The 20,830-nt window shown below is 70.2% G+C and carries 20 protein-coding genes, 1 tRNA gene and 1 pseudogene; 7 read left to right on the top strand and 15 right to left on the bottom strand.

Features of this window, described 5'->3' with window-relative positions; translation table 11 throughout:
- The first annotated feature begins 77 nt into the window (after positions 1 to 77).
- Together ACTWPV_RS28055 and ACTWPV_RS28050 are read left to right on the top strand one after the other, a co-directional pair.
- The gene (locus ACTWPV_RS28055) at positions 78 to 635 is read left to right on the top strand and encodes a WD40/YVTN/BNR-like repeat-containing protein (RefSeq protein WP_443154082.1); all 558 of its coding nucleotides are present in this window, start codon (positions 78 to 80) and stop codon (positions 633 to 635) included.
- Positions 636 to 822: 187 nt separating this feature from the next.
- Positions 823 to 3,198: a heavy metal translocating P-type ATPase gene (locus ACTWPV_RS28050; RefSeq protein WP_443154081.1), complete on the top strand. Its 2,376-nt coding sequence runs from the start codon at positions 823 to 825 to the stop codon at positions 3,196 to 3,198.
- Between the two features lie 62 nt (positions 3,199 to 3,260).
- On the opposite strand, the pseudogene ACTWPV_RS28045 reads toward ACTWPV_RS28050, so the two are convergent.
- The 5 genes and pseudogenes from ACTWPV_RS28045 to ACTWPV_RS28025 form a co-directional block, all read right to left on the bottom strand.
- A pseudogene (locus ACTWPV_RS28045) lies at positions 3,261 to 3,407 on the bottom strand (metal-sensing transcriptional repressor); the annotation flags it as partial.
- Positions 3,408 to 3,536: 129 nt separating this feature from the next.
- Positions 3,537 to 5,762 carry a heavy metal translocating P-type ATPase gene (locus tag ACTWPV_RS28040; RefSeq protein WP_443154080.1) on the bottom strand — a complete coding sequence of 742 codons (2,226 nt, stop codon included), beginning with the start codon at positions 5,760 to 5,762 and terminating at the stop codon, positions 3,537 to 3,539.
- 21 nt (positions 5,763 to 5,783) lie between these two features.
- Complete coding sequence (locus ACTWPV_RS28035; RefSeq protein ID WP_443154079.1) at positions 5,784 to 6,758, bottom strand: hypothetical protein; 975 nt, start codon at positions 6,756 to 6,758, stop codon at positions 5,784 to 5,786.
- The gene (locus ACTWPV_RS28030) at positions 6,755 to 6,967 is read right to left on the bottom strand and encodes a heavy-metal-associated domain-containing protein (protein ID WP_443154078.1); all 213 of its coding nucleotides are present in this window, start codon (positions 6,965 to 6,967) and stop codon (positions 6,755 to 6,757) included. The genes ACTWPV_RS28035 and ACTWPV_RS28030 overlap by 4 nt, the downstream gene beginning before the upstream one ends.
- A gap of 27 nt (positions 6,968 to 6,994) precedes the next feature.
- Positions 6,995 to 7,276, bottom strand: coding sequence for a metal-sensitive transcriptional regulator (locus ACTWPV_RS28025; RefSeq protein WP_347643866.1), 282 nt, complete (start codon positions 7,274 to 7,276; stop codon positions 6,995 to 6,997).
- Positions 7,277 to 7,502: 226 nt separating this feature from the next.
- Here ACTWPV_RS28025 and ACTWPV_RS28020 point away from each other — a divergent pair, with 226 nt between their 5' ends.
- Positions 7,503 to 7,640, top strand: a complete 138-nt coding sequence (locus ACTWPV_RS28020) for a hypothetical protein (RefSeq protein ID WP_443154077.1) — start codon at positions 7,503 to 7,505, stop codon at positions 7,638 to 7,640.
- 314 nt (positions 7,641 to 7,954) lie between these two features.
- Positions 7,955 to 8,296, top strand: a complete 342-nt coding sequence (locus ACTWPV_RS28015; protein WP_443154212.1) for a tyrosine-type recombinase/integrase — start codon at positions 7,955 to 7,957, stop codon at positions 8,294 to 8,296.
- Between the two features lie 65 nt (positions 8,297 to 8,361).
- On the opposite strand, the gene ACTWPV_RS28010 is transcribed toward ACTWPV_RS28015, so the two are convergent.
- A tRNA-Val gene (locus tag ACTWPV_RS28010) sits at positions 8,362 to 8,436 on the bottom strand.
- Between the two features lie 485 nt (positions 8,437 to 8,921).
- On the opposite strand from ACTWPV_RS28010, the gene ACTWPV_RS28005 reads away from it, so the two are divergent.
- The gene (locus tag ACTWPV_RS28005; RefSeq protein ID WP_132341648.1) at positions 8,922 to 9,338 is read left to right on the top strand and encodes an SsgA family sporulation/cell division regulator; all 417 of its coding nucleotides are present in this window, start codon (positions 8,922 to 8,924) and stop codon (positions 9,336 to 9,338) included.
- Between the two features lie 76 nt (positions 9,339 to 9,414).
- On the opposite strand, the gene ACTWPV_RS28000 is transcribed toward ACTWPV_RS28005, so the two are convergent.
- A complete protein-coding gene (locus ACTWPV_RS28000; protein ID WP_443154076.1) occupies positions 9,415 to 9,972 on the bottom strand; it encodes a DUF305 domain-containing protein in 558 nt (185 codons plus the stop codon).
- Positions 9,973 to 10,107: 135 nt separating this feature from the next.
- Here ACTWPV_RS28000 and ACTWPV_RS27995 point away from each other — a divergent pair, with 135 nt between their 5' ends.
- Complete coding sequence (locus ACTWPV_RS27995) at positions 10,108 to 11,484, top strand: LVIVD repeat-containing protein (RefSeq protein WP_443154075.1); 1,377 nt, start codon at positions 10,108 to 10,110, stop codon at positions 11,482 to 11,484.
- A gap of 5 nt (positions 11,485 to 11,489) precedes the next feature.
- Here the strand turns inward: ACTWPV_RS27995 and ACTWPV_RS27990 are convergent, their stop codons facing one another.
- From ACTWPV_RS27990 to ACTWPV_RS27970, 5 genes are read right to left on the bottom strand one after another with little or no spacing between them, the layout of a single operon-like run.
- The gene (locus ACTWPV_RS27990) at positions 11,490 to 12,014 is read right to left on the bottom strand and encodes a hypothetical protein (RefSeq protein WP_443154074.1); all 525 of its coding nucleotides are present in this window, start codon (positions 12,012 to 12,014) and stop codon (positions 11,490 to 11,492) included.
- 57 nt (positions 12,015 to 12,071) lie between these two features.
- Positions 12,072 to 13,847 (bottom strand): protein kinase domain-containing protein, encoded by a 1,776-nt coding sequence (locus ACTWPV_RS27985; RefSeq protein ID WP_443154073.1) that lies wholly within the window; start codon positions 13,845 to 13,847, stop codon positions 12,072 to 12,074.
- 39 nt (positions 13,848 to 13,886) lie between these two features.
- Positions 13,887 to 14,729: an aminotransferase class IV gene (locus tag ACTWPV_RS27980; RefSeq protein ID WP_443154072.1), complete on the bottom strand. Its 843-nt coding sequence runs from the start codon at positions 14,727 to 14,729 to the stop codon at positions 13,887 to 13,889.
- A 1-nt stretch (position 14,730) separates the two neighbouring features.
- Complete coding sequence (locus ACTWPV_RS27975; protein WP_443154071.1) at positions 14,731 to 15,741, bottom strand: chorismate-binding protein; 1,011 nt, start codon at positions 15,739 to 15,741, stop codon at positions 14,731 to 14,733.
- Entirely contained in the window at positions 15,708 to 16,625 is a 918-nt protein-coding gene (locus tag ACTWPV_RS27970; RefSeq protein WP_347643873.1) for a LysR family transcriptional regulator, read from the bottom strand. The genes ACTWPV_RS27975 and ACTWPV_RS27970 overlap by 34 nt, the downstream gene beginning before the upstream one ends.
- Before the next feature lie 57 nt (positions 16,626 to 16,682).
- Here ACTWPV_RS27970 and ACTWPV_RS27965 point away from each other — a divergent pair, with 57 nt between their 5' ends.
- Entirely contained in the window at positions 16,683 to 17,855 is a 1,173-nt protein-coding gene (locus ACTWPV_RS27965) for a Rid family hydrolase (protein WP_443154070.1), read from the top strand.
- On the opposite strand, the gene hutH is transcribed toward ACTWPV_RS27965, so the two are convergent.
- From hutH to ACTWPV_RS27950, 3 genes are read right to left on the bottom strand one after another with little or no spacing between them, the layout of a single operon-like run.
- A complete protein-coding gene (hutH, locus tag ACTWPV_RS27960; protein WP_347643875.1) occupies positions 17,847 to 19,397 on the bottom strand; it encodes a histidine ammonia-lyase in 1,551 nt (516 codons plus the stop codon). The two genes, ACTWPV_RS27965 and hutH, sit on opposite strands and share 9 nt — an antisense overlap.
- Before the next feature lie 16 nt (positions 19,398 to 19,413).
- Positions 19,414 to 20,121 carry an ArsR/SmtB family transcription factor gene (locus ACTWPV_RS27955; protein WP_443154069.1) on the bottom strand — a complete coding sequence of 236 codons (708 nt, stop codon included), beginning with the start codon at positions 20,119 to 20,121 and terminating at the stop codon, positions 19,414 to 19,416.
- Between the two features lie 49 nt (positions 20,122 to 20,170).
- Positions 20,171 to 20,722: a hemerythrin domain-containing protein gene (locus ACTWPV_RS27950; protein ID WP_443154068.1), complete on the bottom strand. Its 552-nt coding sequence runs from the start codon at positions 20,720 to 20,722 to the stop codon at positions 20,171 to 20,173.
- Between the last annotated feature and the right edge of the window lie 108 nt (positions 20,723 to 20,830).

Below are 20,830 nucleotides of genomic sequence, written 5' to 3'. Positions count from 1 at the left end.
CATTTGAACAGACCCGGGTGGAGGGACTGTCACATGGTGCGTGGCCTAGGAGAGCTCGAGTCCACGACCAAGACCACATGGGCTTCGCCATCACCGGCCCGAAGACGTTCCTGGCCAGCGGACACCCCTCGCCCGAGGACGTCTCGCCGGAACACCCGCCCCACCTCGGCCTTGTCAAGTCGACGGACTCCGGACGCACCTGGAAGACGCTGTCGGAGGACGGCTCCGCCGACTTCCATTCCATCCAGCCCGCCGGCGGCAACTTGTACGCCTACGACAGCCAGACGTCTAAGGTATGGCGCAGCATCGACGGCGGCACCACCTGGTCGAAGGGCACCGAGGAGAAGGTGATCGACCTTGGAGCCAGCGCCGAGCAGCCGTCACGCGTCTACGCCACCACACCCGACGGGCTGAAGGTCAGCACCAACGGCGGGCTGCACTACAGCAAGGTCACGAAAGCCCCCCTCCTCAGCCACATCGACGTCCTCGCAGGCGACGCGCTCGTGGGAGCGGGAGCCGAGGGCCGAATCCACATCAGCCAGGACTCCGGGAAGACCTGGTCCGCCTCCGGACTTCTCCTTGTCGACGTGGCCGAGGTCCTGTGGATACGCGGAAAGCATCTCCGCAACCTGTGAAGTCATGTTCCTCCCGTCGCGAGTGACGGCCCTACCCAGCAATCGAGGCGCCCTAAGCACATCTACGATCAGCCGCAGTAGTACAGCCCATTGCCGTATGCAGCACCTCCGGACTGACCAAAGCCTTAGCGGGTACCGGTTCTACGATGAGCCATCGTGAAGTAGAGCTCTGTGGGAGGTGACAACCATGAGCGACTACGTCCCTGCGCGACCTGGCGAAGACAAGGAACGCAGCACTGCGATCCTTGACGTCAGCGGGCTGCACTGGGCTTCCGAACAGAACGTCGTCGTGGCCACCCTGGGCCGGCGCCCAGGCGTGCTGCAGGTCGAGGCCAACGCTGCCGCCCAGACGGCGACGGTGCGTTTCGATCCGCGCGTCACGTCCCTCGCCGAGCTGCGTACGTGGATCACCGAATGTGGCTATCACTGCGCCGGGCAGTCGGTTCCCTCTCACATCTGCGATCCCATGGCTGAGCCTGACCCGCCAGGCGCGAGCGTCGAGGCTCCGCCCGCTGATCACGCAACGCATGCCGAAGAAGCGGCGTCACCTCACGACATGATGGGACACGGCGGCCATGCCGAGATGTCGATGGCCTCGATGGTCACTGACATGCGCAACCGCTTCCTGGTGGCCGCGGTCTTCTCCATCCCGATCGTGTTGTGGTCTCCGATCGGCACGGAGGTGTTCGGGCTGGACCTGCCTGTCCCGTTCGGATGGCGTCAAGACGTCTGGGCGCTGCTGCTCAGCCTGCCGGTGATCTTCTACTCGTGCTGGATCTTCTTCGACGGAGCCGTCCGCGCACTTCGCGCCCGCACCCTCGACATGATGGTTCTCGTCGCGGTCGCGGTCGGCGCCGGCTGGTTGTACTCCCTGGTCGTCACGCTCACCGGCGGCGGCGAGGTGTTCTACGAGGCCGCCACCGTCCTGGCCGCCTTCGTACTGCTCGGCCACTGGTTCGAAATGCGGGCGAGGGGCGGCGCCAACGACGCCATCCGTGCCCTGCTCGACCTGGCCCCGCCCAAGGCGACGGTTGTTCGTGATGGTCAGCCGGTCGAGGTCCCGACCGCCGAGGTGATGGTCGGCGACCTCCTGCTGGTCCGTCCTGGCTCCAAGATTCCGGTCGACGGCACCGTCGAAGAGGGTCAGAGCGAGGTCGACGAGTCGATGGTCACCGGCGAGAGCCTGCCGGTGCACAAGGAGCCGCGTTCTGCCGTCATCGGTGCCACCGTCAACCGCAACGGCACGCTCAGGGTGCGCGCGACCAAGGTGGGAGCCGACACCGCCCTGGCACAGATCGTCCACCTCGTCCAGCAGGCGCAGAACTCCAAGGCGCCGGGGCAGCGGCTGGCCGACCGGGCGGCGTTCTGGCTCGTCCTCGTGGCATTGATCGGAGGGGTCCTCACCTTCGCGGTCTGGCTGCTGGCCGCAGGGCAGCCGTTCAGCGTCGCGATCCTGTTCGCCATCACGGTCGTCGTCATCACCTGTCCCGACGCGCTCGGCCTGGCGACCCCCACCGCCATCATGGTGGGCACCGGGCTGGGGGCCAAGCGTGGGGTGTTGTTCAAGAATGCGATGGCGCTCGAGTCCTCGGCCCGCATTCAGGTCGTGGTGATGGACAAGACCGGCACCTTGACCAAGGGCGAGCCGGAGGTCACCGATGTGGTGGCAGGTGACACGCTGCCGGACGACGAGTTCCTGCGCCTGGTCGCTGCCGTCGAGCGGGAGTCAGAGCATCCGCTGGCCGAGGCGATCGTCCGGCATGCGGATGGCCTGGGCTTGGCGCCGATGAGGGCCGAGCACTTCGAGAACGTCCCCGGACACGGCGCTGTCGCGCAGGTCAACCGGCGCAAGGTCGTGGTCGGCAACCGGCGGCTGCTGGAGCGGGAAGGGGTGGAGCTCGGGAAACTGGCGGGCAGGCGGCGGGAACTGGCCGAGGGCGGCCGCACCGCCGTCGTGGTCGCCGTGGACAACACGGTGGCCGGCATCATCGGCATCGCGGACGCGGCGCGGGACACGTCCTCTGCTGCCGTTGCCACGCTGCATGAGCTCGGCATCGAGGTGGTGATGCTCACGGGAGACAATGCCGCGACCGCGGAGCGGATCGCGCGGCAGCTCGGCATCGACACCGTGATCGCCGAAGTGCTCCCGCGAGACAAGGCGGCCAAGATCGCTGAGCTCCAGGCAGGCAGCCGCAAGGTGGCCATGGTCGGGGACGGCGTCAACGACGCCCCGGCACTCGCCCAGGCCGACCTGGGCATCGCCATCGGCGCCGGCACGGACGTGGCCATCGAAACCGCCGATGTGGTGCTGATGCGCTCCGACCCGCTGGACGTGCCCACGGCCCTGCGCATTGGCCGGGGTACGTTGCGCAAGATGCGGCAGAACCTGGGCTGGGCCATCGGCTACAACGCGCTCGCCCTGCCCGTCGCCGCCGGGGTGTTCGAGCCGGCGTTCGGGCTCGTGCTTCGGCCTGAGATCGCCGCGCTGTCGATGTCGGGATCGAGCGTGATCGTGGCCGTCAACGCCCTCGCGCTCAAACGGCTGCGCCTGCCCTCTACGTGACGAAAGGCGGGTCGAGAACGCACCAGCCTGGCGACGGCGTCGCCGGGCTCCTTGACTTCCGCCTCGGCATCCGGGCCGCCCTGGCGGGTGGCTTCGGAGACGCAGTGGGCAAGGTGCTCCTCAGGCAGGGCCAGGGAGAATGACTTCAGTGCGCTGGTGGCCGCGGAGACCTGGGTCAGGATGTCGATGCGTGCTGCGTCTGGCAGCACAGCCGGCCGTAGAAGCCGCGCGGTCGGACCGGTACGGGTCGAGGTTGCTCCCGATCGCACCCGATCTGCGGCACCTGAGCAAGAGGAGGATGGCTCCACGCCGTACGGCGTGGAGCCATCCCGGCACTGCTACTTGAAGCGCCGCAGGCGCAGACTGTTGCTGACCACGAAGACGCTGGAGAACGCCATCGCCGCTCCTGCGATCATCGGGTTGAGCAAGCCGAGCGCCGCCAGCGGCAGGGCGGCCACGTTGTAGGCGAAGGCCCAGAACAGATTGCCCTTGATCGTGCTGAGCGTCTTACGGGACAGCCGGATGGCGTCGGCGGCTACCCGCAGGTCGCCCCGTACCAGTGTGAGGTCGCTCGCCTCTATGGCGGCGTCGGTGCCGGTGCCCATGGCCAGCCCCAGGTCGGCCTGGGCCAGCGCGGCAGCGTCGTTGACCCCGTCACCGACCATGGCCACGACCTTGCCCTCGGACTGCAGGCGCTTGACCACGTCGACCTTGTCTGCGGGCAGCACCTCGGCGATCACCTCGTCGATGCCCACCTCGGCCGCGACGGTCTTGGCCACGGCCTCGTTGTCGCCGGTCAGCAGCACTGGTGTGAGACCGAGGGCACGGAGCTGGGCGATGGCCTCCTTGCTGGTCGGCTTGACCGCGTCGGCCACCACGAGCACCGCCCGTGCCTGGCCGTCCCAGCCGACCGCGACCGCGGTGCGGCCGCCGGCTTGGGCCTCGTGAAAGTCCCGTTCCAGGTCGGCCGGAAGGTGCTGGGACCACTCCTCCAGCAGCCGGGGGCGGCCGACCAGGACCGCGTGGCCGTCGACGATGCCTTGAACGCCGAGCCCTTCGACGTTGGCGAAATCCTCCGGCGCGGGCAGTTCGCCGACGCGGGCAGCGGCACCCTTGGCTATGGCCTGGGCGATCGGGTGCTCGGAGGCGTATTCCAGCGCACCTGCCAGGCGCAGCACCTCGTCCTCGCTCGTCCCCTCGGCCACGTGGACGGCCGTGAGGGTCATCCTGCCCTCGGTGACCGTGCCGGTCTTGTCCAGCACCACAGTATTGATCTTGCGGGTGGACTCCAGCACCTCCGGCCCCTTGATCAGGATGCCGAGCTGCGCGCCTCGGCCGGTCCCGACCAGCAGCGCAGTCGGCGTGGCCAGACCGAGTGCGCACGGGCAGGCGATGATCAGCACCGCGACCGCCGCCGTGAAGGCCGCCCCGACACCGTCGCCGGTGCCGAGCCAGAAGCCCAGCGTACCGAGGGCGAGTGCGATCACGATCGGCACGAAGACGCCGGAGATGCGGTCGGCCAGCCGCTGCACCTGCGCCTTGCCGGTCTGCGCCTCCTCGACCAGCTTGGCCATCTGGGCCAGCTGGGTGTCGGCGCCGACCCGGGTTGCCCGGACGATGAGCCTGCCGCCCGCGTTCACGGTGGCGCCGGTGACCGCATCGCCCACGCCGACCTCGACCGGGACGGATTCGCCGGTGAGCATCGAGGCGTCCACGGCCGAGGAACCTTCCTCGACCACGCCGTCAGTAGCGATCTTCTCCCCCGGCCGGACCACGAACCGGTCGCCCGCCGTGAGCTGCTCGACCGGCACGCGCCGGCCGTCGGCCAGCTCCACGTCCTTGGCGCCCAGCTCCAGCAAGGCCCTCAGCGCAGAGCCGGCGCGCCGCTTGGAGCGGGTCTCGAAGTAGCGCCCGGCCAGGATGAACGCCGTCACCGCGGCGGCCGTCTCCAGATAGATGTTGCCGGAGCCGTCGGTGCGCTCGATGGTGAACGTGAACGGGTGCGTCATGCCGGGCGTGCCGGCGGTGCCGACGAACAGCGCCCACAGCGACCAGCCCAGCGCGGCCAGAGTGCCGACCGAGATCAGCGTGTCCATGGTGGCCGCGCCGTGGCGCAGGTTGGTCCAGGCTGCCTTGTGGAAGGGCCAGCCCGCATACGCCACCACGGGAGCGGCCAGTACCAGCGACAACCACTGCCAGTTCGTGAACTGCAGGGGCGGGATCATCGCCATGGCCACCACCGGGACCGACAACACCACGGAAGTGATGAGGCGGTGGCGCAGCGGCTGGAGCTCGTCCTCCGGCTCCTGCTCGGCCGCCTCCGTTGTGGGCGGGGCGGGCAGCGCGGCCGTGTATCCGGCCTTCTCCACCTCCGCGATGAGCTGCTGCGGGTTGACGTCCTCGGGGAAGGTGACCTTCGCCTTTTCCGTCGCGTAATTGACCGTCGCGGTCACGCCGTCCATCTTGTTCAGCTTGCGCTCGATGCGGTTGGCGCACGAGGCGCAGGTCATGCCGCCGATCGAGAGCTCGACCGCGTTCTGCCGGTCATCGGTGACCTGGGTCATCACCGTTCTCCTTTCTCTCGCTCAGTGGCTGTGGCCGTCGTCGGCGTGCCCGGTCGATGTGGGCGTCGGCGTGGAGGTCGGGATCGCCGGCCGCTCCCCAGCGCCGAGGGTGAAGTCCGCGGTGCGGACCTCGCCCTTGTGCTGGAAGTCGAGGAACAGCCGGTAGTCGCCGGTGCTGGGCGCTTCGGCGTAGAAGACGATCTCCGGCCCGGGGTCGGTCTCACCGTCGCCGGGCTCTCCGTCGGGATGGACGTGCAAGTAGGCAAGGTCCCTGGCGCGCAGCGCCACGAGGTGGCCGTAGGCGCCGAGGTAGGGCTGCAGGTCAGTGACCGGCTCGCCGTCCTTGCTGACCTTGAGGGTGAGCCTGCTCGACTGGCCGGGCGTCAGCTCGCCGTCGAGGGTGACCTCGTATCCGTCGACGCTCGCCGTACGGCTGGCCTGCGGCAGCGCCTTCGGCTCGAAATCGCCGGCGACGAGCAGGTCTGTGCCCAACGTCAAAGCCTTGCCGCCCGTGGGGGCGAAGTCGGCGAAGGCCCGGTACGCTCCCGCGCCGGGCAGGGTCAGCTTGACCGACCAGACGCCGTCACCTGCTTCGGTGGGGTGGAGATGCAGGAAGGTGCTCAGGTCGCGGGACACGACGATGAAGTGAAGCTTCTTGTCGTGCTCAACCTGGTAGTCGGTGACCGGCTCACCGTCAGGCCCGGTCACCGAGAAGCGGAAGTCGGTCGGCTCATCCGGCTTGATCGTCGCGGTGAGCGGGTGAAGGGTGTAACCGCTCTCGGACACTTGGAGCCCCCCGGGGGTATCGTCCTTCACCTGCTCGGTGGCGTGCTCCCCGTGGCCCGCGCTCGCGCTCGCGGTGGGCGCTGTCATGGCGGCGTGGTCCTCGGCCGGGGGCGTCCCCACCGGTCCCACCACCTTGCCCGCGCCCAGAGCACCGCCGAAAACGACGGCCAGTCCCAGGACGTATGAGCCGAGCTTGGCTGGGGTGTTCACCGGTTCGCCACCTCGTAACCGGCCTCTTCAACGGCAGCGATGATCTTGGCTGAGTCAATAAGGCCGTCGCTGTCCACGGTCAGCAGCCCGGTCGCCAAGTCCACCTCGACGTTGGCGACCCCGGTCACTTCGCTGACCTCCTCCTTGACCGAACTGACGCAGTGGCCGCAGGTCATGCCCTTGACGGTGTAGGTGGATGTGGTGCTCATATCGATCTCTCCTTCAGGTCGGCAGGGTCAGGAACGCACGAGTCTGGCGATCGCCTCGGAGGCCTCCTTGACCTTGGCGTCAGCCTCCGGCCCGCCCTTCAGCGTGGCCTCAGCGACACAGTGGGCCAGGTGCTCTTCGAGCATCGACAGGGAGAACGACTTCAGCGCGCTGGTCGCCGCCGACACCTGAGTCAGGATGTCGATGCAGTATTTGTCGTTTTCGACCATCCGCTGCAGCCCGCGGACCTGCCCCTCGATACGGCGCAACCGCATGGCGTGGTCCTGCTTGCTACCGCTGTATCCGGCCATGTCCACCCCTCCCCTTGTCGATCGCCCAGAACAACACCATACCCCCCTACCGTATTCCTGGCAAAGCAGGGCGGCGCCGCCGTTCACTTCGCCAACGACTCCTTGGATGACTCCAGGAGCTGGCTCGACATCGGAATGACTGTCAGCGCCGCCCTGGCCGGCACCGTCTCGACGGCATCACCACCTACCCTACCGGGGTACCGCTCCGTTCCTGACTCTGCGCGAGGTGGCTCGGGTTGAGCGGCTCGCCAGTCGGTCGGTGCCCCGCCGGCGCAAGGCGTGGCGCGAAGGCGGGACGCAAGCGCTGCTGTCCAGAGCCGTCCTCTTCGGCTACCACCGCGTGGCGCCCTCCGAGCGGCCGTGAATCTGGGCCATCGACCTGGATCAAGCCCGGAAGGACCCGCCACTCTCTTGACCTGCGTCAGGCGAGCCTTCCCGTCAGCGTTCGCAGCGCAGGCTCATACCTACTTCTCTACGATGTAGATCCCTAAGACCCTTGCGCGACTTCACCTTGCGGATGGCAACGTCGCATGGAGTGGACCCGGCACACCAGTTGGACATCCCAGACCACCTGGACCGCAGCGAGCGTGCCGAGACCTGCCACGCCGTACGCTCCAGCTCCCTCATCGGTGTGTCCGCGCCCTGGTCGTGCTCTGGGAGCACCTGGACGCCCGTGGAATGCCCCCGGGCAAGGACGATCAGGCACGTCTGGTGTTCGCCACTCGAAACGGCACCGCGATGAGTGCGGGCAACGTCCGTCGCGAGTTCCGGTGGGTCATCACCAGGGCCGGCCTGGTCGGTTCCGAGTGGACCCCTCGGGAGATGCGGCACAGCTTCGTCTCACTGCTCTCCGCTGACAGCGTGCCCATCGAGCACATCGCTCGCCTGATCGGTCACGCGGGAGGGTCGGCGGTGACGGAGAAGGTCTACCGTCAGCAGATCCGTCCGGTGATGCAGGAAGGAGTCGCGATCATGGATCGCATCTTCCCCGCTCCGGACCACGGCCCCGAGGAGCCGTAAGTCACTCACTTTGTCACTCAGAAGATCCAAAAGGCCGGTTCCTGACGTGGAACCGGCCTCTGAACTGGTGGGCGATACTGGGATCGAACCAGTGACCTCTTCGGTGTGAACGAAGCGCTCTCCCGCTGAGCTAATCGCCCGCCCTGCCGGCTCCGCTTGGTGCCGACGGGGAAAACCATACCGCACTCTGGCGCCTGCTGGCGAAGCGATGTGATCAGAAGAGGGTGGGCCGGGCGGCGGGAGGGGGCCGGCGGGGGCCGGATCGGCGCAGCCGTAGGGATTCGGGTGAAACGCGGCGGTTGCCCATCGGCATGGCGGGTCGGTGGCATACCATCAGTCGTGTTCCGGAAGACACCGGTCGCGATCATTTCGCAAGAAACGTTCATGACCGACGCCTCCGGAACACGGTCCACCGCACGCAAAACCCTTGCAAATACGACCCGATTGATGCCGTTTAGCCTGGTAGATGCCCAAATGTCCAGCTGTGATGTGCGTTACAGAAGGCCCTAGGAGCGGAATCTTTCCTACGGGTTTCTTCGTTCCCTGCGTCATGGCTCAGGACGAAGTCCGTCAGAGCAGTGAAAGCCCCGTAGAGGGGACCTACGACGAAAAGGTTTGGCTGACGATGAACAGCACCACCGTCTCCGCCGAGCTTGGCCTTCGGCTTGTGGTCCCCGACCGTACAACCGTCCCCCTGCTCGCCGGGTTGAGTTACACAGCTGACGACCCATACGCCATCCGCATGGCCTTCCACGTAGGGAACGACGAGCCGGTCGAGTGGATCTTTGCTCGCGAACTGTTGACCGTGGGCATCGTGCGACGTGTCGGCGACGGCGACGTGCAGGTGTGGCCCGCCCGTGCCGACGGCGAGCGCACGCTGCACATCAGTCTCACGTCACCGTTCGGGCAGGCGCTCTTCGAAGTGCCGCTGGCCCCGCTCACGGAGTTCCTCCACCGCACGTACGAGAAGGTGCCCGCGGGCCGCGAGACCGACTTCATGGATCTCGACAGCGAGCTGACCAACATGCTCTGGCCCTCGTGACCGGAAGCGACCTCGTGAACGAGAGCGACCCCGTGCCCCCGGTGTCCCCCGGTCGGAGCACCCCCAGGCCCCGGAGCTAGGCCGGCAGCGATTCCAGCACCCGCTTCATGCGGGTGATCTCGATGCTCTGACCCGAGTACACATCCTTGGCGAGCAGCCGCATGCGCCGGTCCCGGCCGGTCGCGAGCTGCTCGCCCGCCATCTTCACCGCCCCCTGGTGATGTCTGATCATCAGCTGGAGGAACAACCGGTCGAAGGCGGTCCCCTTGGCCGCGCCCAGCGCGTTCAGCTGCTGCTCGGTCGCCATCCCGTAGCCCTCGGCCTCCCCGTGGTCGTGTCCCGACGGGGCGGAGCGGCCCAGCTCGGCAAGCCAGTTGGTCATGCCCTTGATCTCCGGCAGCTGGGCGGCGTCGATCGCGCGGGCGATCGCGCGGATGGTGGACGTGGTCGTGCGGTCTTCCACGAGCGCCGTCATTTCCAGAGCCTGGCGATGATGCGGGATCATGGCCTCGGCGAAACGTACGTCGGAGGCCACGGTCGGGGCGGGCGTCTGCCCGAGCCGCTCCCCCGGTGTCGCCGTGCGCCCCTGGCCTCCTGGGCTGCCGGGCACGATGACCGGCGCCTCCGTACCCACGGCAGAGGGTTGGGCAGACGGCTGCGAGCAGGCGCTTAGGCCCAATATGGTCAGAACCGTGATAAAGACCGTGCGCGGCGTCGAACCTGCTGACATAGCTTCCATACTGAGCCACAACATGAAGGGGAATGCGCGTTGATCTCTGCCAAGCTGCGCGGAGCGTTGCTGTGTACGGTCATGCTGCTGGCCTCCGCGTGCGCCGGAGTCCCGCTGGGGGGCATGCCCGAAACGCCCGCAGGGTCGTCGCAGGAGACCGGCGCTCCAGCAAAAACCACCGCGGACGGCGTGATGAAGAGCGACAATGTGGAACACGTCGCCAACATTCCGAGAACTGCCCCGTTAAACGGTTCGGAAGACCTCAATACGGACCTCGCCTTCCAGGGCGACTACGCGTACATGGGCAACTTCGGCGGGTTCACGATCTACGACATCAGCGACCCGACGCAGCCGCAGATCGTCAGCCAGGTGTCCTGCCCGGCGCAGCAGAACGACGTCACCGTCTACGGCGACCTGCTCATCCTGTCGATCGACGAGCCGCGCAGCGGCCCGGAGTGCGACTCCCGCGATGACCGCCGCAGCTGGGAAGGTCTGCGCATCTTCGACATCAGCGACAAGAAGAGCCCCAGATACGTCAGCGCGGTCCAGACCGACTGCGGCTCCCACACGCACACGATGGTCCCCGCCGGGGAGACCTTGTACGTGTACGTCTCCTCGCCGGGCCCGGAGCCCGAGTCGGAGACCTGCCAGCCGCCCCACGAGCTCATCCAGATCGTGGAGATCCCGGTGCAGGACCCGCAGTCGGCGAAGATGGCGGCGAAGCCGGACCTCTTCCCTGAGCGCTCCAACAGCGAGGGCGGCTCCGGCTGCCACGACATCACCGCCTACCCGGAGAAGAACGTGGCCGCGGCCGCCTGCTTCGGCGACGGTGTGATCATGGACATCACCGACCCGGTCGAGCCGAAGGTCGTCCAGCGGCTGAACGATCCTGAGAACTTCCAGATCTGGCACTCGGCGACGTTCAACAACGACGGCACCAAGATCGTGTTCGGTGACGAGCTCGGCGGCGGCGCCATGGCCACCTGCGACAGGAACACCCCTCCCACGAAGGGCGCGGACGCCGTCTACGACCTGATCAACGGCCAGTTGGAGCGGCGCAGCTACTTCAAGATCCCGAGGGAGCAGCAGCCGGACGAGAACTGCGTCGCCCACAACGGCTCCCTGATCCCGGTGCCGGGCAAGGACGTCATGGTCCAGTCGTGGTACCAGGGCGGGGTGTCGATCTGGGACTTCACCGACTCCGCCAACCCGAAGGAGATCGGCTTCTTCGAGCGCGGGCCCGACGAGACCGGCGGCACCGTGGGCTCCTGGTCCGCGTACTACTACAACGGCTACATCTACTCCAGCGACATGCGCCAGGGCCTCGACGTGCTGCGGATCGACCATCCGCTCACCGACCCGGCCAAGCAGGTCAGGATGGACGACTTCAACGTACAGACGCAGAAGTCTTACTGAAGGGTTCAGTGCGCCTCGGTGGCCCCCCAGGACGGCCAGCAGTGCTTCGACCGCGCCGCCGCGCCCGCGATGGCGGCGCCGTCGAGCCGCACGATCTCGAGGCCGATACCGGCCCACGGCCACTCCATGGTGAGGACGAAGTCCTCCGGCGGCGGCAGCGGATGCAGCCACAGGGGCGTCTGGTAGAGGGTGAACGTCGCGTCGCCGCGCACGCCGCCGGGAAACCAGGAAAGGCTCGGCGGCGCGCAGTGGTGGTCGGCGTCGGAGGCGACTTCGACGCCGTCCGGATAGCGCAGCGTGATGTGCAGCGACGTGCTCTCCTCGCCGGAGAACGCGGAGTCGAGCTGCAGCGCCAGGCCGCGCGGCGCCGCCGCGTTGCGGGCCACGACGTCGATGTTCAGCAGGCAGCCGGTGTCGAAGGCCTGGATCATCGGCAGCAGGACGGCTAGGGCGGGGGTTCGGGCGAGCACACGCTCCACTGTGACGATGGCACCCATGGTGGAGATCGGCGGCACCGGGGCTGTCTCCATGTCCCTCATCATCGCCGCAGGACGCGCCTGAGGCGATCCCGTGGCGCGTCCGGATCCCTAGCCGGGTGCGGCGATCTCCCCCTGCCGCCAGCCCCCGAACGTCGTGGAGTAGGTGGAGGCGAGCTCGGTGCCGCGCACCTCGGTCACCCAGGAGAGCACGAAGAGCCGGGGACGGTTCTGCCGGTCCAGTTCCAGCTGCCAGTTGATCCTGGTGCCTTTGAGCTCGCTCGTCTTCCAGGCGGCCATGCCCGCGAGCCGCTCCTGGATCGCGCCGGGCGCCTTCTCCGCCGGCAGGCTGCCGGAGTAGCGCAGGCCGGCCGCGTCCACCCGCTCCGTGCGCCCCACCAGGTCGAGGATAACGCCGATTCCCGACATGGTGACGACCATGTCGAGGTAGTCCTGGCCACGCGGCTCGCGCTCCCCTTGCGGTTTCCCGTCGACGAACAGCTCGGTGGAGCCCTCGGACAGCACCATGGCCACGTCCATCGCGGGCTCGCCGGCGGGGGTGACGGTCATGGCGTAGGCGCAGTTCTGCGGGCTGAAGCTCACCTCGGGATGGAACCGGATCCGGCCGTGCGCCTTCGCGGCGAACTCGCTCTGCGTCAGGGCGCCGTCGAAGGTCAGGTCCGCCATCGGCTTCACCGTGATCGCGCTCTGCATCGCGATCACGATGTCCTGCCCTTCCGGCCGCGGCGGGACGACCGTGCGCTCGGGTGACGCGGTGGCGCTCGGCGAGCGGTCCTGCGCGGCCGGGGTCGCCGAGCCCGCGGGGGTGGTGGACGTCACGGAGCCGCTCGCGTCCGGGCTCCCCGCAGCGTCGGGGCCGGCGACCCGCCCGCCGGATGCCGGGCCCCGGGCCGAGCGCCACCACAGCACGCCTCCCGACACGGCCCCCGCACCCGCGACCGCGCCCGCCCCGAGCAGCAGCGCCCGCCGCGACACCCGGCCTCGCCCTCCGCCCGCAGCCGCCCGCGCTCCCCTGCTGAGCTCCGCCTCGGCGGCCCGGTCGTCCGGGGTGCGGCTCTCCGGTGCGGGTGCGGCGCTCGCGCCGGGCGGGTCCGAGGGCTCGCCGAGAAGTTCCAGCAGGACCGTACGGGCGCCGGGCCGGGCGGAAGGGTCCTTGGCCAGGCAGCGCGCCACGATCCCGCGCAGCGGCTCGGGCAGCCCGCCGAGGGCGGGCTCGCCGTGCAGGATCCGGTACGCCACCGCCGCGAACGTGTCGCGCCCGAACGGCGGCTCACCCGTCGCCGCGAACGTCATGGTCGAGCCCCACGCGAACAGGTCGGCCGCGGGCCCGACGGTGTCACCGGACAGTTGCTCGGGCGACATGTACGGGGGCGTCCCCGAGGGCGAACCCGCCGTCGTGGTGGCGTCCACCAGCCGGGCGATGCCGAAGTCGATCACCCGTGGCCCGTCGGGGCCCAGCAGCACGTTGCCGGGTTTGAAGTCCCTGTGCACCACGCCGGCCCGGTGGATGGCGGCCAGGGCGGTGACGGTGCCGATGGCCAGCCGGGTCAGCGCGGCGCCACGCACCGGCCCGGCCGTCGCGAGGGCGGGGCCGTCGATGTACTCGGCGGCGACGTAGGGAGGATCGTGGTCGAGGTCGGCCACGATCACGCGCGCGGTGCAGAACTCGTCGACCATCCGCGCGGCGGCGAGCTCGCGGGCGAAGGCCCGGTCGATCCCGCCGGTCATCACCTTGACGGCCGCCTGGCCGGAGCCGGGCGACTCGCCCAGGTAGACGATGCCCTGCCCGCCCTGGCCGAGACGGCCCACGATGCGGAACTCTCCCACCGCCTCGGGATCTCCCGGGCGGAGCGGATCGACTGCCACGTATGCCTCACACGATCAGTTGTGAGGCATGACCTTAGCTCATGGGTCGAGGTCGGCGGCAGAGCGTTCTGCGAAGATCCGCATGGCCTTGATGGTGATCGGACCGGGCGCGACGGGCAGCTCGGTGTCGTCGACCCGCCTGATCGGCTGCACGTCGCGGGTGGTGGAGGTGAGGAAGGCCTCCTCGGCTTCGTAGAGGGCCGTCAGCGGGATGTCGGCCTCTTCCGCTCCGCACCATTCGAGGACCAGCGCCCTGGTGACGCCCGCCAGGCAGCCGGACCCCAGGGTGGGGGTGAGCAGGCGGCCGTCGCGCACGACGAAGACGTTGGAGCCGGTGCCCTCGCACAGGTGGCCCGCGAGGTTACCGAAGACGGCCTCGCCGCCGCCGCGCTGCTTGGCGTACAGCAGGGCCTTGGCGTTGTCGCCGTAGGACGTGCTCTTGACGCCGGCCAGGGCGCCGCGCTCGTTGCGCGGCCACGGGACGACGGTGACATCGGCGGCGGCCGGGAACGGCTTCTGCTCGCCGACGATGACGACGGACGTGGTGCCCTGGTCGCCGCGGTCGGAGCCGAGCGGGCCGGGGCCGCTGGTGTAGGTGACGCGGATGCGGCCGAGCGGCCAGGCGGGCCCGTTGGCCGTCGTGGCGGCCAGGAGCTTGCCGATGCCGTCGGCGATGGCCTCGACGTCGGGCTCGGGCAGGTCCATGCGCTGTGCTGAGAGCCTGAGCCGGTCGAGGTGCCGGGTGAGCGCGAACGACTCACCCTTGACGATCTTGATGGTCTCGAAGACGCCGTCGCCCACCATCAGCCCGTGGTCGAACACCGACACGGTGGCCTGAGCGGGGTCGATCAGCTCCCCGTTGACCCAGACAGGGATGTTCACTTCAGTCTCCTCCTGTGGATGCCAGTGCGATGAGCCTGGCTGCCTTGAGCTCGGTCTCGTGCCATTCGCGCCCGGGGTCGCTGCCCCAGGTGATGCCCGCGCCCGTGCCGAACCGGATCTCGCCGCCCGCGAGCCAGAACGTCCTGATGCCCACGGCCAGCGCCGCCGTGCGCCGGTCGGCGTCGACCCAGCCCACGGCCCCACAGTACGGGCCCCGGGGGGCTGGTTCGAGCTCATTGATGATGCGGACCGCCGACGACTTCGGCGCGCCCGTGACGGACCCCGGCGGGAACGTCGCGGCGAACAGCTCGGGCCATCCCGCACCCGGGGCCAGCCTGGCCCTGACGGTGGAGACGAGGTGGACGAGGCCGGGGTGCTCCTCGACCGCGCACAGCGCGGGCACCTCGACGGATCCGACGTCGGCGACCCTGCCGAGGTCGTTGCGGACGAGGTCGACGATCATGACGTTCTCGGCGTAGTCCTTCTCCAGCAGGTCGGCCGCGGTGACGCCGGTACCCTTGATGGGCCGGGACTCCACGACGTCGCCGTCGCGCGACAGGTAGAGCTCGGGCGAGGCCGACACCACGCTCAGCCCGGGCACCTGGATCACCGCGGAGTGCGGCGCGGGGTTGCCGGACGCCAGGCGGGCGGCCAGCGCGAGCGGGTCGGCGTCGGGCGGGGCGGGCGCCGACAGGATCCGGCAGAGATTGGCCTGGTAGACCTCGCCCTGCTCGATGAAGGCGCGGATCGCCCGCACGCCGCTCTCGTAGGCGGCGCGGTCGAGCGAGCTACGCCACTCGCCTCGGCGGGGCCCGTGCCAGGGGCGGGCCGGCGCGGGCAGGGGCGCCCGGCGCACCCGGTCGAACCGGGCGCACATCACCTTGCCCTCGTAGTCGACGACGACGGCCCACCAGCCCTGGCCGTCGAGGGCGGCGAGGTCGGTGGTCACGTCGCGCAACTCCGTCGCGAGCACGCCGCCTAAGCAGGCGTATCCGTCGTGCACATCTGCCATTCTCCCAGCATCCCGGCCAGCTCGAGCGCGGCGGGCAGCGGGGTGCCGGGCAGGGCCGCGTACACCTTGCGCGCGGGCGCCGTGCCCCGCAGCGGCCGCAGCACCAGGTCGCGCGGCACGGCCCTGGCCGCCAGCTCGGGCACCAGCGTCACGCCCAGCCCGGCGGCGACGAAGCCGAACTTGCCCGACCATTCGGCCACCCGCAGCCCGGTGCGCGGCGTGAACCCGGCCGCCGCGCACGCCGTCACGAGGAGGGTGGGCTGCCCGCGCGGGGCCGCCTCGATCCAGCTCTCCCCGGCCAGGTCGCGCAGGTCGACGTCATGCTCGGCGGCCAGCCGGTGGTCTCCGGGCAGCGCGACGAGCAGCCGGTCGTCCAGCAGCGGCACCGTGCCGGCGACGCCGGCGGGCAGCCCGGAGGGGTAGTCGCTGATCACGGCCACGTCCAGCGTCCCGGCGTTCAGCCCGTCGACCAGCCGCGCGCTGAGCCCTTCTGTCAGCCGCAGGTCGACGCCCGGGTGCCGGTCGGCGAACCGCCTGAGCGTGGCGGGCACGAGGCCGACGTTGGCCGTGGCGAACGCGCCCACCCGCAGGACGCCGCCTCGCCCGGCGTGGATGGCGGTCAGTTCCTCGCCCGCCCGCTGGAGCCGGTCGAGCACGGCGACGGCGTGGCGGTGCAGCGCCTCGCCGGCGGGCGTCAGGCGTACGCCCCTGGCCAGGCGCTCGAAGAGCGGCCCTCCTGCGGCGCGTTCCAGCGCGGCGACGCGGCGGGAGACCGCGGACTGGGTGTAGCCGAACAGCTCGGCGGCGGCGGTGAACGAGCCGCTCCTCGCGACCTCGTCGAAGAGCCGCAGCGTGGCGGCGTCAAAGGCATTCGTGTCAAGCATGGCTGATATGCAATCTAGTCGGTGGTGGAATGCCTCGCTCCCCGCTTCACTGAGCGCATGATTGCTTTTTTCGGACAGGGGCGCATGGGAGCGCCGATGGCCCGGCGGCTCGTGGAGGCCGGGCACGAGGTACGGACGTGGCGGCGCGGCAACGGTGTCACGGCCGCCGCGGCGGTGGACGGCGCCGGCCTGGTCATCACGATGCTGAGCGACCCGGCCGCGGTGCGCGAGGTGGTGACCGCGGCCCTGCCGGGGCTGCGGCCCGGAACGACCCTGGTGGAGATGTCGACGATCGGCCCGGAGGCGGTGCGCGAGCTGCGCGCGCTGCTGCCGGCGGAGGTGGGACTGGTGGACGCGCCCGTGCTGGGGAGCGTGGGCCCCGCCGCGTCCGGGACCCTCACGGTGCTGGCCGGCGGCGACGTGGCAGGGTGCCGAGAGGTGCTGTCGGCGTTCGGGCGGGTCAGGGAGCTCGGCCCGCTGGGGACGGGCGCGGCCATGAAGATCGCCGTCATGAGCGCGCTCGTGCCCGTCCAGGTGCTGCTGGCCGAGACGTTCGCGTACGGCGGCGCGCACGGCGTGGACCGCGACGCGCTCGTCGACGTGCTGGCGGACACCCCGCTGGGCGTGGCGGCCGAGCGGCTGAGGGCTCCTTCCGGAGAGACCCGTTACTCCCTGGCCCACGCCGCCAAGGACCTGGAGCTGGCCGCGTGGGACGGGGCCTGGATGAGCGCGGCCGCCAGGACGCGGCTGCAGGATGCTCGGGCGGCCGGGCTCGGCGAGCGGGACGTCACCGCCATCGCGGAGCACGTCGCGGGCCCCGCGGCCGGATCCGGCGCGCGGCGGGCGGTGCCGCTCAACCTGGCGACCGTCCCGGCCACGAACGGCATGTACTCGCACGCCGTCCGCGCCGGCGACACGCTCTACGTCTCCGGCCAGGCCGCGTTCGACGAGCGGGGGAACATCGTCGGCGCGGGCTCCATGACGGCCCAGGCCGAGCACGTGTTCCAGGTCGTGGCCCGCATCCTCGCCGATCAGGGCGCGACGTTCGACGACGTGGTGTTCATCAGGACGTACCTGACGGACATGGACGACCGCGTGGCGTACGGGCGGGTGCGCAGGAAGTACATCACCGGCACGCCCCCGGCCAGCACGACCGTCGAGGTGTCGAAGCTGTTCATGCCGGGGTTGCTGCTGGAGGTGGACCTGATCGTCGCCCTGCCGTCACGCTAGGGGGCCGGTCACCGACTCGGCGGCGGCCACCACTCCCCCGTCGGCGACCAGGCGCACGGCGGAATCGATCTCCGGCGCGAGGAACCGGTCGGGGCCGGGGGCGGGGACGGTCTCGCGCAGCGCGCCGAGCACGGCCGCCGTCGCGGGCGCGGGCTCCAGCGGGGCGCGCAGGTCGATCGCGCGGGCGGCGGTGAGCACCTCGACGGCCAGCACGCGGGTCAGCCCGTCCACGGACCTGCGCAGCTTGCGCGCGGCCGACCAGCCCATGGAGACGTGATCCTCCTGCATGGCCGAGCTGGGGATGGAGTCGACGCTGGCCGGCACGGCCAGCCGCTTGAGCTCGGAGACGATGGCGGCCTGGGTGTACTGGGCGATCATGTGACCGGAGTCGACGCCGGGGTCGTCGGCCAGGAACGCGGGCAGCCCGTGGTTGCGGGCCACGTCGAGGAACCGGTCGGTACGCCGTTCGGACATCGAGGCCAGGTCGGCGGCCACGACGGCCAGGAAGTCCAGCACGTACGCGATCGGGGCGCCGTGGAAGTTGCCGTTGGACTCGACGCGGCCGTCGGCCAGGACGGCGGGGTTGTCGACGGCGCTGGCCAGCTCGCGCCCCGCCACGGTGGCGGCGTGCGCGATGGTGTCGCGGGCGGCGCCGGCGACCTGGGGTGCGCAGCGCAGGGAGTAGGCGTCCTGGACGCGGGTGCAGGCCTCCGGGTCACGATGGCTCGCCATGATGCCGGAGTCATGCAGGATTTTCGTCATGTTGGCTGCGGACAGGGCCTGGCCCGGGTGCGGTCGCAACGCCTGCAACTCGGGCGCGAACACCCGGTCGGTGCCCAGCAGCGCCTCCACGCTCATCGCGGCGCTCACGTCGGCGGTCCTGACCAGCCTGGTGAGGTCGTCGATGGCCAGGATCAGCATGCCCAGCATGCCGTCGGTGCCGTTGATGAGCGCCAGGCCCTCCTTGGCGGCCAGCTCGACGGGGTCGATCCTGGCCTGCTTGAGCGCCTCGGCGGCCGGCAGCAGCGCGCCGGAGGCGTCGCGCACGACGCCCTCGCCCGTCAGCGTGAGCGCGACGTGCGCCAGCGGCGCCAGGTCACCGGAGCAGCCGAGGCTGCCGTATTCGTGCACGACCGGCGTGATGCCCGCGCTGATGAGCGCGGCCAGGGTCTTCGCCGTGACCGGCCTGATGCCGGTGTGGCCGGTGGCCAGCGTGTGCAGGCGCAGCAGCATGAGCGCGCGCACGACCTCGGTCTCGACCTCGGGCCCGCTGCCGGCCGCGTGCGAGCGCACCAGGGAGCGCTGGAGCTGGGCACGCAGCGCCGGGTCGATGTGCCGCGTGGCCAGCGCCCCGAACCCCGTCGAGATGCCGTACGCGGGGGTCGGGCTCTCGGCGAGCTCGTCGACCCGCTGGCGGGCGGCGGCCATGGCGGCGACCGCGTCGTCGGTGAGGCGCACCGGGGCGCCGTGGCGGGCCACCTGGATGACGTCGCGGAAGGTCAGGGGCTCAGGGCCGACGTTCACGACTCCGTTGTCGCGCATGGTGTCTCTCTCGCTGCTAGGTAACCGGCGTACCCGATGTTAGCTCCTTACCAGCGAACAACGCCGACAGCCCCTCCCTGCCCTCCTCGGTGAGGACGACGGCCCTGGGCACGGCGCCCCGGCGGAACCAGCCACGCTCCAGCAGCACTCCCGTGATCGCCGCCCCGAGCGCACCGCCCAGATGCGCCCTGCGCTCGGTCCAGTCGAGACATTCAGGGGCGAAACGCCTCCTGGACCCGCGAGCGCCGGCCACGTCCACGCCGATCCCCGACAGCAGCCGCTCCCCCGCGTCCGTGAGGTCGTACGCGGCGTAGTAGCCGCCTTCCCGCAGCCGGTCCAGCAGGGCCACGCCCGCCCGCCCCGCCAGGTGGTCGTAGCAGGTGCGGGCCTCCTCCAGCAGGCGGGCCTGCCGGGACTGGCGCAGCGAGCGCACGGGCGGGCGCCCGCTGATCCTGGCCAGCGTCTCCAGCACCTCGGCCACCTCGTGCCCGGACAGCCGGTAGTAGCGGTGGCGGCCCTGGCGCACGACGTCCACCAGCCCGCCGTCGAGCAGCCTGGCCAGGTGGGCGCTCGCGGTGGCGGCGCTCACCCCGGAGGTCCTGGCCAGTTCCCCCGCCGCAAGCGCGCGCCCACCGAGCAGCGCCGTGAGCATGGCGGCCCTCGTCGGATCGGCGATGAGCGAGGCGACGGGCGCGACGTCGGCGTCACGTGCGACGAACTCCATGCCTGCGACGTTAGTACGACGACATTTCGCCCGTCGTCGAAAGGTGCCGTCAACGCCTGCCGAGAGCCTTGCCGATCATGTCCCGGGCCCGGTCCATCAACGCCAGGGGCGTCCCCACCAGCATGTTCCTGGCGACGGTCTCCGTGCCGGGGTGCGGGCGCACGGGCGCCAGGGCCTCCGCCGCCCGTATCGCCGCCGCCATGGCCCGCCGCTCGACCATGGAGGTGTGCGCCCGCAGCTTGACGAACTCGTACCGCTCCTCGCTGCGCGCGTGCGCGGTCACGGCCGTGCGCAGCTCGGCCAGCCGGTCCCAGAACTCCGGATGATCCACCCCGTCCTTGTGCAGCTCGACGAGGAGCCGCTTGGCGCGGTTCTCCTCCTGCAGCCGGTCGGCCACCACGCCCTGGCCGTTGTCGAGCTTCCTGCGCGCGTACGGGTGCACGATCTCCTCCTCGGCGGTCTCGTGCACGCACAACATGCGCGTCAGCCGGTCGAACGCCTCCTCGACCTTGTCCGGAGGCGCCTTCTCCACCTCGTCGAACAGGTCTCTGATGCGGCCGTGCTGGGCCGTCAGGAGATCGATGACATCGTGTTCACCCACGGGTGCGCCCCTACCCCCGCTCCCGTGCGGCTACGCGCCCCCTTACCGAACACGGGCGGTTCGGGGACCGAACGCGGAGGTTGCCAGGTCAGGCCACGGGTACGCGCT

It is taken from the genome of Nonomuraea sp. KM88 (genome assembly GCF_052245635.1).
Classification (GTDB): Bacteria; Actinomycetota; Actinomycetes; order Streptosporangiales; family Streptosporangiaceae; genus Nonomuraea.
The sequence above is the reverse complement of the archived record's forward strand: the minus strand, read 5'-3'. Positions and strand labels throughout refer to the sequence as shown.

Excerpts from the sequence above, each read along its gene's own strand:
- ACTWPV_RS28055 (WP_443154082.1), top strand. The coding sequence starts at position 78 with ATGGGCTTCGCCATCACCGGCCCGAAGACGTTCCTGGCCAGCGGACAC.
- ACTWPV_RS28050 (WP_443154081.1), top strand. The coding sequence starts at position 823 with ATGAGCGACTACGTCCCTGCGCGACCTGGCGAAGACAAGGAACGCAGC.
- ACTWPV_RS28040 (WP_443154080.1), bottom strand. The coding sequence starts at position 5,762 with ATGACCCAGGTCACCGATGACCGGCAGAACGCGGTCGAGCTCTCGATC.
- ACTWPV_RS28030 (WP_443154078.1), bottom strand. The coding sequence starts at position 6,967 with ATGAGCACCACATCCACCTACACCGTCAAGGGCATGACCTGCGGCCAC.
- ACTWPV_RS28025 (WP_347643866.1), bottom strand. The coding sequence starts at position 7,276 with ATGGCCGGATACAGCGGTAGCAAGCAGGACCACGCCATGCGGTTGCGC.
- ACTWPV_RS28015 (WP_443154212.1), top strand. The coding sequence starts at position 7,955 with ATGCCCCCGGGCAAGGACGATCAGGCACGTCTGGTGTTCGCCACTCGA.
- ACTWPV_RS28005 (WP_132341648.1), top strand. The coding sequence starts at position 8,922 with ATGAACAGCACCACCGTCTCCGCCGAGCTTGGCCTTCGGCTTGTGGTC.
- ACTWPV_RS27990 (WP_443154074.1), bottom strand. The coding sequence starts at position 12,014 with ATGGAGACAGCCCCGGTGCCGCCGATCTCCACCATGGGTGCCATCGTC.
- ACTWPV_RS27975 (WP_443154071.1), bottom strand. The coding sequence starts at position 15,741 with ATGGCAGATGTGCACGACGGATACGCCTGCTTAGGCGGCGTGCTCGCG.
- ACTWPV_RS27970 (WP_347643873.1), bottom strand. The coding sequence starts at position 16,625 with ATGCTTGACACGAATGCCTTTGACGCCGCCACGCTGCGGCTCTTCGAC.
- ACTWPV_RS27965 (WP_443154070.1), top strand. The coding sequence starts at position 16,683 with ATGATTGCTTTTTTCGGACAGGGGCGCATGGGAGCGCCGATGGCCCGG.
- hutH (WP_347643875.1), bottom strand. The coding sequence starts at position 19,397 with ATGCGCGACAACGGAGTCGTGAACGTCGGCCCTGAGCCCCTGACCTTC.
- ACTWPV_RS27955 (WP_443154069.1), bottom strand. The coding sequence starts at position 20,121 with ATGGAGTTCGTCGCACGTGACGCCGACGTCGCGCCCGTCGCCTCGCTC.